Below are 12992 nucleotides of genomic sequence, written 5' to 3'. Positions count from 1 at the left end.
TAGAATTATTTTTTAATGATTATATCGAAAATATCATTGACTAAAGTTTCATAATCTCCCTTTTTAAGCTGTTCCTTTGTTTTAGCAAAGGCTTTTTTGAGCTCGCTTTCAGGGTTTTCTTCGTCCACTATTTCTGTTGAAGCAACTCCTTTTAACTGTTGTACAGCATTTTTCAGCGCTTCAATATCAGCATTCTCTTCTATATTGATTTTTAAATACTTCATGATTTATTTTTGAATATTTGAAATTTGTAATCTACATGATCTTTTCATAAGATTCAATGTAGGAGTTATTCTTTCAAATTTAAGAAACAATTACTGAAAGAACGCCTATTCATATTTTATATAAGCATAATTTGTGGTACGGATTATTTTGTACGGATTATTTTTCCTTTTTGATAATAAAATATCACTTCACAATTTACTTTTTTGTCATTGTTGTAAATATGAATTTTCTGTGGATCAATGCCATTCATTTCACTCAGCAAAGGTGCTTCCCAGTCATTATAAAAAAGAGGTTCCCTTAGTGTAAGATTGGGATTGGATTTAAGCTCATTAAACATATCATATTCCACACAGATGTTTCCACTCTTAATATTATTTTGCTGAAGAGCTGTATTCAATTTGCTGAATAATTTTTTATTGAACTGATTGGCATAAATCCAAGAGTTTTTCACACTTATATTAGTTGTGACAAGGATAAAAGTAATTCCTGTAAACAAAACACAAATTGTTCTGTTCTGTAATTTTAGTTTAACGGATACATATATTAATCCTGAAATAATAAGTAGCGTATAGAAAAGTCGTATTGCTCCAAGATTCCTGTTATCAAATCCGAACAGAGTTGGAATATAGGATGAAAAAAAGAAAATACTTAATGCCAGTAATATTGAAATAACCGAAATGATACTGAGCTTCTTAAACTCCCCCACTCTGCTTTTAAAATCATATTTGCTGAATACTTTATAAACAGTCACAGGAATTATCAATGAAAATACCATTTCCACTACATTCAATTTTCCAATGTTAAGTAATCCTTTACAGAGGCCTGTAAAAAGATCTTTGAAAAATAGCTTTATAGCACAGACTAATGAAAATGAAATATGTTTTAAATCAAAAATTTTACTGAGTATATCCCTTTGATAAGAATGCAAAAATAAGTTGGGCTGAATAAATTTCCTGAACAGTACTATCACCCCCATAGTAAGCAGAACAAACAAAACCCTCTTCTTATTCTCTTTAATGATAAAAAGATGGAGAAGAAATAAAGGAATAAAAATTTCATAGCTTAGTACAGAGGCTATGAAGCACAATGCACTGGGTATAATTTTGTTCTGCACGTATGCATAATAAATACTTAAAGCGAAGAAAATTGTTGCCAGATTCGAATTAAGCATAAGAGAGGAAAACTGAATACTTGTCCCCATTATTGAGCTTGAATACAATAATGTTATCAGACTGGCCAGCTCTTTTGTAAATATTTTTTTAGTAACCCAATATATCACAACTAATGAAAGCGGAAAAAAAAGAGTCCCTAAAAGATAAAAAGATTCATTATTTTTTGAGAAATAAAACAACGTTCCCGTCACCCAACCGGATACAGGTCTTGCAGCCATCGTTGCTGAATCCAGAAAGGAATGAATATAACTGAAATAAGATTCTGAGATAGCCCTTAATTCATATACTCTTGCCAGATCATCTGTCAGTATTATTTTTTCTGAAAAAATTGTCAGGCTGATATAAAGATTGTAAACAATAATCAGGATATTTAATAATACAAGATAATTATTGCCGTTTTTTACCTTCATATTCAGATTATATCGTCTATTAATATCAAAAAATAATAGAATTAAATTAAAGGAGCTGGACTGATATTACAGAATATCAAATGGCTACAGGAGCTTTAATCCCTGGATGTGGATCATAGTTTTCTAAGGTAAAGTCCTCGAAATCGAAATCAAAAATGTTTTTAACATCAGGATTCAGTTTCAGGGTCGGAAGTGCTCTTGGTTCTCTGGCAAGCTGTCTGTTTACCTGCTCAAAATGATTATTATAGATATGAACGTCTCCAAAACTGTGAACATAATCTCCCACTTCAAGATCACAAACCTGTGCTACCATCATCAAAAGCAACGCATAACTCGCGATATTGAACGGTACCCCAAGAAAAACATCAGCACTTCTCTGATACAGCTGTAAGGATAATTTACCATCCGCTACATAAAACTGAAATAAGGCATGACAAGGCGCCAGTGCCATATTGGGAATTTCTGCGACGTTCCATGCTGATACAATAAGTCTTCTGGAATCCGGATTCTTTTTGATCTGATCGATTACTTCTGTGATCTGGTCTACTACTTTTCCGTCCGCTCCGCTCCAGCTTCTCCATTGTGCTCCGTAAACCGGCCCCAAATCTCCGTTTTCATCCGCCCATTCATCCCAGATACTTACTCCATTGTCTTTAAGGTATTTGATATTGGTATCCCCTTTCAGAAACCAGAGCAATTCATAGATAATAGATTTTAAATGCACTTTTTTAGTAGTTACCAAGGGAAATCCTTTTGACAGATCATATCTTAACTGATACCCGAACACGCTCCTTGTACCAGTGCCGGTTCTATCGGTTTTATCAGTTCCGTTGTCTAAAATATGCTGTAAAAGGTCCAGGTAGTTTTGCATTTTTGAATGAGATTTTAAGTTCCAAATTTAGTAAAAAAAAAGCACCCAACCTATGGATGCTTTTTATAAGGTGCATATCTCTTTTCTATTAAATGAGTATAAACATTATATTTTCAAGCGATTAAAACAGCTGAAATATTATAATACAGAAACGCTGATTTCTTCATTGTTTCCATTGATTGATTTTAACTGGCCATATCTGTTTTTATCAATAAATTTATCATTTGAATAATCCAGTCTAACCGGGCCAAATTTTATAAGCTTCTGAAATTTACTTTCATCAATAATATCTTTTGTTCCATAGTCAATAGAGATATTTCCTATTGTCTTCAGTTTACCCAGCCTGCTGTTATCTATCACATCATTTGGCCAGTAATCTATATTGAGACCACCTATTTTCTTTACCTTACCTGCTTTTTCTGTGGTAAATGCAGATTCTTCCCAATAGTCTATAGAAATATTTCCTATACTTTTCAGCTTCCCTGCTTTTTCACCTGTAAATGCGGAATCATCCCAGTAGTCTATTTTGACATCCCCAATACTTTTCAGCTTACCATATTTGGCTTTATCAAAAACCTGATTATCATAATACTCAAATTTCCCATTCAGATCAGGAGCATTAAAATCAGAAATTGATCCGTCAGCATTCAGTGTAATTACAAAACCATCTACTGTCAGTTTTACCGTTTCCAAATCATATGTTTTTGCAGAAACCGTAGCACGAACCTGTGCATTGATGGTCAGACTGCCCAATAAAAAGACAAAGAGAAGTAAATTTTTAATTTTCATATCATTAAAGATTGATTTACCAAATATGTTCAATATCCTGATTGATACTGTTGATGGTAAAACGATCTCCCATTTTCTTGCCAAACATGGCTTTTACTAAGGGAGATTCTGCAGAAACCGTCATGATCTTCTGATTTTCAGAAAAAATTTCTCCCATGGAAGCAGAAATATAGAATAAGCCTTTATTGGTTTTCACCAAAGCACCATTCTGAACTTTCTCAGAGGGTTCTGAAGTTATCTTTTGCAATACAACCTGCTGGTTCAAAACTTCATTTAGCTGCCGCTGAAGATTATTGATTTCCTGCTGAAGCATTTCCCTTCCGGTTTCATATTTGTCGCCCATAGAACTTTTTGTGTCATTATTGGACGCGCGTGTTTCTGTAATAAGGTTTTCAAAATACCGGATTTTCTCCGCAGCTTTCGCTTTAATGATATTAATTATTTCCTGTTTGTTCATTAGATGATCTTTTTTATTGCGGACAGGTGGCAGATAAACCACCCCGTCAAAATCTGTGATTTTGACACCCCTCCAGAGGATGGGAATTGAGTGCACTGGAAGACTGGTTGTTAAGATTTACATTTTCAGACGGGACTTTAAAGGTTGGAAAATTCATTTTTCAAATACGGCATAATCAGAAACTTTGAAGCTGAAATCTTTTCCATGATTGAAATCTCTTTTTGTTTTATCAAAAACATTTCTGAATGTTCCTGATACATGTTCATCTTCAATGGAAAAATTAACAGGTTCTTTTGACAGGTTCAGAACGACCAGAACTTCATCTTGACCATTTTTCCTTACATAGGCCAGAATTTTATCATTTGCTGTCGTATTAAGAAGATAGGTTGTCACATTGGTATCTCCTCCCCTTAACGCCGGATTTGATGCTTTTAAATCTAATAATGTTTTATAGAAATCAGCAACCTGATAAGTGTTTGTCCATTTGATGGCATCTTTTTCGAAGAATTCCAGTCTTTTCATATTCGGAAGTTCCTGGCCGGAATATAATAACGGAACACCATTCCATGTTACTGAAAATACGGCCATAGGTTTTGTGATTACTCCATATTTTTCATATTCGGTACCATTCCATGAATTTTCATCATGATTGGTGGTAAACCATGCTCTCATTGAAGCGTCTCCAATATTGGAATATTGTCTCAACAGGTCCTTTAATTCCTGAAGAGGTTCATTGTTTTTATAATAGTCAGCAGATTTGTGCATCCATTTCCAGGAATAGCTGGCATCGAAAACTTTTCCGTATTCCGGACTTTCCAATTCATCGAATTCTCCCAGCCAGAAAAGAGGTTTTATTTTTTCCACTTCCGGACGGGCCTGTTCCCAGAAGTCCACTTCAACCCACGATGCAAGGTCACATCGGAAACCGTCAATATTGGTCTCCTGCACCCAGAATTTCATAGCATCAATCATTGCCTTACGCATCGCCTGATTCTTATAATCCAGCTCAATGATATCATCCATTCCGGAAGCAATATGAAATTTACCATCCGCATCTTTCAGATAAAATTCAGGGTGAGTTTTTGTCCATACATGATCCCACCCTGTGTGATTGGCTACCCAGTCAAGAATTACCTTAAATCCTAACCTGTGTGCTTCGTTCACCATATCTTTAAAATCCTGTAATGTCCCGAATTCCGGATTGACAGAGGTATAATCTGCCGCTGCATAAGGGCTTCCCAGGCTCCCTTTTTTATTCTGTTGGGCAATGGGGGTAATGGGCATAAACCAAAGTGTTTTTACCCCCATAGATTTCAGGCGGGGCATTTCTTTTGCAAATGCTCTGAAAGTTCCTTCCTGAGTATATTGTCTTACATTTACTTCGTAGATATTTGTGTTATGTTTCCAATCTTTTGGCAGTTCTGTCATCCTTCTGGTATTTTTTTGAGTGGTACAGGAAACAATTCCCAGACCAATTACAGCTAACAAAATTAATTTTTTCATTAAACTATTTTTAACAAAATTAAGGATTGTTTTTGGGGTAAAAGGGCAAAAAGGCAAAATCGTTAAAAGCAGAATGGCAATTTGTTGACCCAGCATAAAAAAGCCCCGGATTGAAATCCAGGGCCAGTAAGTATATTGTATGACTATCTTTCGTCATCATTGTCATCCTCATCATCAAAGACATCGTCATTGTAGTCTTCTTCTTCCTCATCATCGAAGCTGTCATCTTCATCTGCAAAATTACCCCCGGCTCCGAAATCCTCATCAAAACCGAATTCATCATCTACCAATGGCATTGCTGATTTCTTTTTGCCTCCTGAATTTCCGTTTTTGCTAGGAGCCTTCAATGGAACATTTCCAAATCTGTACACTGTGATCGGGTAGTTAACTCCTTTTGTTTCCTCAATCACTTCCACAAGCTCGCAGAAAAATTCCCAAAGATCAAGAAGTCCATACTGGAATTGCGCTTTGTCACCTACATTTTCAAAAGCTTCATCAATGTAAACATCTGACATGATTTCACCATCACCATCATCACTCATATCTTCCAATGGGACACTTTTTACGATCGTTCCGTCATCTTCCAACAGATTAAAAGTAGAAAGCTCATCTCCCTGCAGACTGAATGCACTTTTAATTCCTAAATGTAAGTTCCATAACGTTTGTTTTCCCTTAACTTCGACATCACGGAAAATATCCTCTTTCGCATCTAATATTACGCGGATTTTGTAAACCATATCAGTTTCTTAAATTACTTTTTGCCTTTATAATTATGATAAATCTCTGTTGCAAATATATAATAAATGACATGTGACAAAAAAATATTTCAGGATTTTTTAAAATATTTTTTTTTCTTACATTTTGCCGGAATTATTTACTTTTTTCCAACATAAAACTGAATTTTGTACCTTCAAGGTAAACGCTTTCTACGGTAATATTTTCGTTGTGTGCTTCAAGAATATGCTTTACAATAGCAAGACCAAGCCCTGAACCGCCTTCTCTCCTGCTTCTGCTGGTTTCTACACGGTAAAATCTTTCAAAGATTCTGGGAAGAATTTCAGATTTGATTCCCATTCCGTTATCAATCACTTCTATCAATACCTTATTTTTCAGGATGCTGGTTTTTACAATCACTTTTGCTTCCTGTCTGTTGGCATAATGGATAGCATTGGAGATCAGATTAATAAAAACCTGGGAAATTTTCTGTTTGTCAGCTTCTACAAAAATCTGCGGGTGAAGGGTCTGGATCTGCAGGGTTGTATTCCGTTTTTCGGCTTCAAGATCAAGAAGGTCGAAAATTTCCTTAATCAGAAGATTGACATCAAACTTAGAAACGGTAAGGTTGATTTCACCCGCTTCCAGCCTGTTGATCATATCCAGATCTGTTACAATGGCAATCAGTCTTTCTACCGATTTATCAATTCTTTCCAGATACTTGTCTCTGATGGTAAGGTTGTCTACGCCACCGTCTCTTAAAGTTTCTACATATCCCTGGATAGAAAACAAGGGAGTCTTGAGTTCATGGGAAACATTTCCGATATATTCTTTACGGTAGCTCTCCATCTCTTTCATCATATCAATTTCTGATACCTGCTGTTGGTTAAGATCCGAGAACCTTTCCCCTAATTCTTTGATGGTGATATTTTCGTCATGATTCTGTACTATTTCCTGCGGGAGAAAACCGGAAAGACCTTTTACCTGTTTTCTGCCATAATAATTGAAAAGAAGTTCAAGCACTACACAGTTGATCAGGAAGATCAGAACAATACAGATAAAAAGACCCGTTTTGAATAAAGGGGTCTCATAATAGATATCTTTCAGTGAATCAAATATGATTACCAAAAGGAACATTACCAATGTCAGCAGACAGGAGGCAACGAGGGTAAGTCTGTAAAATTTCAATTTTACAACGTTTTAATGATTGAACGTAAAGTTAAGATTTTTAAATCATTAAACGATCAGTTTATATCCAATCCCTTTTAATGTCTGAATCGTATTGATTCCTAACTTTTCTCTCAGCCTTCTGATATGAACATCGATTGTTCTCTCTCCTACAATCACATCATTTCCCCAAACTTTTTCCAGAATCTCCTCTCTTTTGAAAACCTTTTCAGTATTGGAAGCCAAAAGGTAAAGCAAATCAAATTCTTTTTTAGGAAGAAGAAATTGCTGTCCGCTTTTGGAAACTCTGAAGTTATCTTTATCAATGACAAGATCTCCGATTTCGATGAGTTTAGCATTGTCAGAAACCTGAGAGGTTAACTGCAATAATGCATTTACTTTAGAGATAAGGATTTTCGGTTTGATCAGTTTTACGATGTAATCATTGGCACCCGCCTGAAAACCTGCTAACTGGGAAAATTCTTCGCTTCTTGCAGAAAGGAACACAATAAGTGTTTTTTGAAGTTCTTTCACTTTACGAAGTTCCTGACAGGTTTCTATACCATCTTTCTCAGGCATCATGACATCTAATAAGATAAGGTCCGGAACAATTTCCTTTGCTTTTTCTATACCTTCATTACCATTGGTAGCAGTATAGATATCATACCCTTCTTTTTCCAAATTGTAAGACAGAATCTCTAAAATGTCCAGTTCATCGTCTATTAAAAGAATTTTTTTGCTCATCTTCTAGTTTAAGAATTCCCACAAAATTAATTATTTCCATTGATTCCATCTATTCGGCAAATGTTAACTAATTATTAAAAAATTACATTTTACACTTAAATTATAAAATCAATAAAAAAACAAATGAATAAACACACACAAATCAAATATAGGCAATATTTTTTAAAATTAAAATAAATATTATAATTATATAAATGAAACTTTGACAAATGTAAATTCAGCTTATCCGTTAATGCAAACTTCATAATTAATTAAGATTATCCTAAAGTTTTCCTAAAAACTTAGCCTTTATTTTGCCCTTGAAAAAGAAGTAAAAGAAGTAAAATGAAAAAACAACTCCACAAGAGCATAATGCTACTTGCCTTGTTTTCTGCTGGCTATGCTTTTGCACAAAGTCAGATTTTGGAAGGTAGGGTATTGGACGAGAAAGACAACACCCCTATACAAGGGGTAAAAGTAAAAGTAAATGGGCAGGAAGTAACAACTGACATTTCCGGATACTACTCTATCAACCTTTCCCCTGGTACCAATTACATTGTAACGGTAAGCTCCAATGGGTACAACGGAAAAGAGATCAGTGAGGTCGTTATCAAAAATGAAGGCAACACTCACCTTGATATCGTTCTGGAAAAGCCATCTACCAAAGAAAAGGAAATCGAGGGAGTTGTCATAAAATCAAACGCAAGAAAGGAGACTATAGCCTCTACCATCGGTTTACAAAAAAATGCCGGTGTAGTTTCTCAGGTTATCGGTGTTGAAGCGATCAAAAGAAGTCCGGACAGAAACACCGGTGAAGTTCTGAAAAGAGTTTCAGGGGTGAGTTTATTTGAAGGAAAATATATTGTAGTAAGAGGTTTGTCTGACCGTTATAATCAGGCGATGCTGAATGGCATTCAGCTATCCAGTACAGAACCGGACAGAAAGACTTTCTCTTTTGACCTTTTCCCAGCCAATGTTATCGAAACACTTGTCATCAACAAAACTTTCATTCCAGAATATACAGGAGAATGGGGAGGTGCTCTGATTCAGGTTAATACGAAAGATATTCCTAATAAAAACTTCTTCAATGTACAGGTAGGTGTAGGAGGAAACACAGCTACTATGGGACAGGAATTCCATATGCAGAAAGGCGGAAAATGGGACTTCCTGGGAATTGATGACGGTTACAGAAAACTTCCGGCTAATATGCCTGCAAAAAATGCGTTCAGCATTCTTACTGAGGCACAAAAAACGGAGATCGGTAAAGGATATACAAAGAACTTAGGATATAACAGCATTGGTTACCCGGAAAATTTGAGCTTACAGCTTGACGGAGGTTTCAACACAAAAGTTTTCGGAAAAGATTTAGGGGTAATCGCGGTTTTAAACTACAGCAACAATAAAAGAAGAACCGAATCTACCAACCGTTTCTTTACCATCAACGACCAGCTTGCTGATACCAATTTCGATTATTTTACAGAAAAATACAGCAATGATATTATTTTAGGAGGAATGTTGAACCTTGCTTTAAAGCTGAACAACAACAATAAAATCTCCCTGAAGAATATCATTACCAACAATACGGTAAACCACATGTCCTTCAGAACAGGAAAGGACTTTGAATTTGATCCGATCAACGGAACAAACATCATGGCAAGGGAGATCGGTTTTAAAGAAACTACTTTTTACAACTCAACCCTTAGCGGTAACCACAAAATTGATGCTCTTGGAGGATTGGCCATAAACTGGTACGGAAGCTTCGGGATCCTTGATCAATATATTCCTTTGCTGCAGCGTTTACAGTATAATCAATATACCAACATGCCGGGAAGCCCCTATTTAGCATTGATTTCTAATGGTCTTTCCCAAAAATCAGGAAGTGTATTCTACTCTACTCTGAGCGACTATCTCTATAATGCAGGAGGTGATGTTTCCAAGTCATTTACAATGTTTGGACAGAAACAAACGATCAAAGGAGGGTATTTATTTCAGGTAAAAGACAGAATATATAACTCACGACCGTTCTCTGTAAGACTTGAAAACTTCAACCAGGGATTACTTTCCCAGCCTTTCGAAACCATCTTTAATCCGGGTAATTTCGGAACTAACGGTGGATTCACGTTTGATGAGATTGCTGGAAATCAGTACAGATATATTGCCAATACAATCCTTAACGCAGGGTATTTACAGTTTGACAACAATTTCACACCATGGTTAAGAGCAGTTTGGGGATTAAGAGTTGAAAACTTTGACCAGTTGGTAGGGAGTACAAAAAGAAGTGACGACCGTTTTGTAAATACAAAAGTTACCGACTTTTTGCCTGCTGTTAACTTAACATTCAAGGTAAATCCTAAAATGAATATCCGTCTTGCAGGTTCACAAACCGTTGTAAGACCGGAGTTCAGAGAGGTTTCTCCTTTAGCCTATTATGATTTTGATTTAGGAGCTACAGTAATAGGTAACAAATCTATTGAAAGAACCAAAATAACCAATGTTGACCTTCGCTGGGAATACTACCCAAGAAACGGAGAGATCTTCTCTGTGGCAGGTTTCTATAAAAATTTCAAAAAACCTATCGAATTATATTTCAACCAATCCGGGGTAGGAACAAGTAACACTTTCAATTACCTGAACGTAGATAAAGCTGACGCTTACGGAGTTGAAGCGGAATTCAGAAAAAAACTTGATTTCGTTTCTGCGCTTAGAAACTTTACAGTAGGTGGAAATGTTGCCAGAATCTGGAACAGGGTAACAGATGAGACCACTAAGATTGACAGACCAATGCAGGGACAGTCTCCATATACGGTAAACGTAAGCCTTCAGTACGATACTGAGAAATCAGGATGGTCTTCTACTGTATTATTCAACATGATCGGAAGAAGAATCCTTTATGTAGGAAACGATCAGGTTCCGCCAATCTGGGAAGCACCAAGACCTCTTCTTGATTTCCAGCTTGCTAAAAAACTGTGGAGCAACAAAGGAGAGATCAAGCTGAATGTTTCAGATATCCTGAACCGTCGTGCCAAATTCTACCATGACCTGAACGACAACGGTAAGTATGACAGTAAAGATGCTCTTGCTATTGAAAGGCTTACAGGAACCAATATCAGTTTAACACTGGGATACAATTTTTAATACACTCAACAAATATCTAATAAAAATAATTTAATTCTTTATAACATGAAAAAGTTCGTTTTATATTCTTTAATGCTTGGCGCTCTAGTATCCACTACCGCTTGTAGAAATATAGAAGAAGATGGACCTACCATTATTCAAAATGGAGGTAACGGAAACGGAGACACTGAAAACCTTATTCTTTCAGGAAAAATCACTTCCAATACTACGCTTAAAGCCAATAAAATCTATAAGCTGAGAGGACTAGTATATGTAACTAACGGAGCTACTTTAACAATCGAACCAGGTACAAAGATTGTAGGTGAAGCAGATAAAAACGGAGCTTTGATCATTACAAGAGGAAGTAAAATCATGGCAGAAGGTACTGCTGCCAACCCTATTATCTTTACTTCTGAAAAACCTAGTCCGAAAAGAGGAGACTGGGCTGGAGTAGTTATTTTAGGAAATGCTCCTACCAATGCTTCTTTCGGTGGTGCAAACGGAGTTGGAGAAATTGAAGGAGGAATCAACAACTCTGAAGGTCTTGGACTTTACGGTGGAAACAATGCTGCTGACAACAGTGGCGTATTAAAATATGTAAGAATCGAGTACGCAGGATATGCATTCTTACCGGACAAAGAGATCAACGGTCTTACATTCGGTGGTGTAGGTAACGGAACTACAGTAGACTATGTAGAAGTTGCTTATGCCAATGATGACAGTTTTGAGTGGTTTGGAGGAACGGTAAACTGTTCTCACCTTATTTCTTACAAAGGTCTTGATGATGATTTCGATACAGATAATGGTTTCTCAGGAAACATCCAGTTTGGTATTGGAGTAAGAGACCCCCAGGTAGCAGACGTTTCAGGTTCTAATGCTTTTGAATCTGATAATGATGCCAACGGTTCTACATTAACGCCTCAGACTTCGGCTACATTCTCTAACATGACGATTATAGGGCCAATCAACTCTACAACTTCCGGATCAATCAACGCTTTATTCCAGAATGCATTACAGATCAGAAGAAACTCTTCGATCTCTGTATTCAACTCTGTATTTACAGGATTCCCTGTTGGATTATTCATTGATGCTACAAAAGGTGCTCCAACAGATAACAATATTGTAGGTAACAAATTATTCTTCGAAAACAACGTATTGGCAGGAAATACAACTCCTTTAAAATTCGGACCATCTACATCTACCCCAACAACGTATACATTAGCAGATCTTACAACATGGTTTAATGCTAAAGGAAACACAATTCTTGCTTCTACAGCTGATGTAAAACTTGCCGGAGCCTGGGCTCCTGCAGGAACTACTCCAAACTTTACTCCTACTGCCGGGTCTCCATTATTAACGGGAGGATCATTTACCAACCCTAAATTGGCAAACTGGTTTACACAGGTAACTTACAGAGGTGCTGTGAAGGATGCCAGCGATACATGGTATGCAGGATGGACTAACTTCAACTTATAACATGTAGATATAAGTACCTAGATTTAATTTCAAATAAGAAAGTCTTCGGAAAATTTCCGAGGACTTTTTTATGATAATTATCCAACATGTTGACGATCTCCTGAAATCAATATTAAGAGATGTTCATATTGTAAAAACAGAAAAAGGGAATATGAACAGTAATTTTTTAAATTGATCATGGGGTTTTATTGCTAGGTTTTGGCTAAAGCCGGACGTATTCTTCTATTTAATAAACGGGCTAAAGCCCGTTCCTATTGATAAAGAAGAACCCCAAAACCCGGATCCCGAAACTCATAACTCATAATTAAAAAAACGCCACCAGAAAGACTCCCGGCGGCATTCACAAAAAACAAGTGTATAAAAAATATATA

Annotated in this window: 11 protein-coding genes; 2 read left to right on the top strand and 9 right to left on the bottom strand. The window is 36.3% G+C overall.

Translation table 11 applies throughout. From position 1 onward, the window contains the following. Positions 1 to 5: 5 nt before the first annotated feature. The 9 genes from CRS_RS05855 to CRS_RS05815 form a co-directional block, all read right to left on the bottom strand. The gene (locus tag CRS_RS05855) at positions 6 to 224 is read right to left on the bottom strand and encodes a hypothetical protein (RefSeq protein WP_142723141.1); all 219 of its coding nucleotides are present in this window, start codon (positions 222 to 224) and stop codon (positions 6 to 8) included. Positions 225 to 367: 143 nt separating this feature from the next. Further along, positions 368 to 1807 (bottom strand): hypothetical protein, encoded by a 1440-nt coding sequence (locus CRS_RS05850; protein WP_142723140.1) that lies wholly within the window; start codon positions 1805 to 1807, stop codon positions 368 to 370. A gap of 76 nt (positions 1808 to 1883) precedes the next feature. Next, positions 1884 to 2678, bottom strand: a complete 795-nt coding sequence (locus CRS_RS05845) for a thymidylate synthase (protein WP_142723139.1) — start codon at positions 2676 to 2678, stop codon at positions 1884 to 1886. 138 nt (positions 2679 to 2816) lie between these two features. Further along, positions 2817 to 3467: a hypothetical protein gene (locus CRS_RS05840; protein ID WP_142723138.1), complete on the bottom strand. Its 651-nt coding sequence runs from the start codon at positions 3465 to 3467 to the stop codon at positions 2817 to 2819. Between the two features lie 16 nt (positions 3468 to 3483). Continuing rightward, positions 3484 to 3924 (bottom strand): GreA/GreB family elongation factor, encoded by a 441-nt coding sequence (locus tag CRS_RS05835; protein ID WP_142723137.1) that lies wholly within the window; start codon positions 3922 to 3924, stop codon positions 3484 to 3486. A 153-nt stretch (positions 3925 to 4077) separates the two neighbouring features. Further along, entirely contained in the window at positions 4078 to 5427 is a 1350-nt protein-coding gene (locus CRS_RS05830; RefSeq protein ID WP_142723136.1) for an alpha-amylase family glycosyl hydrolase, read from the bottom strand. A 143-nt stretch (positions 5428 to 5570) separates the two neighbouring features. Next, positions 5571 to 6164 carry a plasmid pRiA4b ORF-3 family protein gene (locus CRS_RS05825; protein WP_142723135.1) on the bottom strand — a complete coding sequence of 198 codons (594 nt, stop codon included), beginning with the start codon at positions 6162 to 6164 and terminating at the stop codon, positions 5571 to 5573. A 133-nt stretch (positions 6165 to 6297) separates the two neighbouring features. After that, positions 6298 to 7329, bottom strand: a complete 1032-nt coding sequence (locus tag CRS_RS05820; protein ID WP_142723134.1) for a cell wall metabolism sensor histidine kinase WalK — start codon at positions 7327 to 7329, stop codon at positions 6298 to 6300. Positions 7330 to 7377: 48 nt separating this feature from the next. Continuing rightward, the gene (locus CRS_RS05815) at positions 7378 to 8052 is read right to left on the bottom strand and encodes a response regulator (protein ID WP_002977493.1); all 675 of its coding nucleotides are present in this window, start codon (positions 8050 to 8052) and stop codon (positions 7378 to 7380) included. Positions 8053 to 8376: 324 nt separating this feature from the next. Here CRS_RS05815 and CRS_RS05810 point away from each other — a divergent pair, with 324 nt between their 5' ends. After that, positions 8377 to 11166, top strand: coding sequence for an outer membrane beta-barrel protein (locus CRS_RS05810; RefSeq protein ID WP_142723133.1), 2790 nt, complete (start codon positions 8377 to 8379; stop codon positions 11164 to 11166). A 45-nt stretch (positions 11167 to 11211) separates the two neighbouring features. Next, complete coding sequence (locus CRS_RS05805) at positions 11212 to 12621, top strand: hypothetical protein (protein ID WP_142723132.1); 1410 nt, start codon at positions 11212 to 11214, stop codon at positions 12619 to 12621. The last annotated feature ends 371 nt before the right edge of the window (positions 12622 to 12992 follow it).

This window comes from Chryseobacterium sp. ON_d1, assembly GCF_006829085.1.
Taxonomy (GTDB): domain Bacteria; phylum Bacteroidota; class Bacteroidia; order Flavobacteriales; family Weeksellaceae; genus Chryseobacterium.
This window is presented reverse-complemented; position numbering and strand designations above follow the sequence as displayed.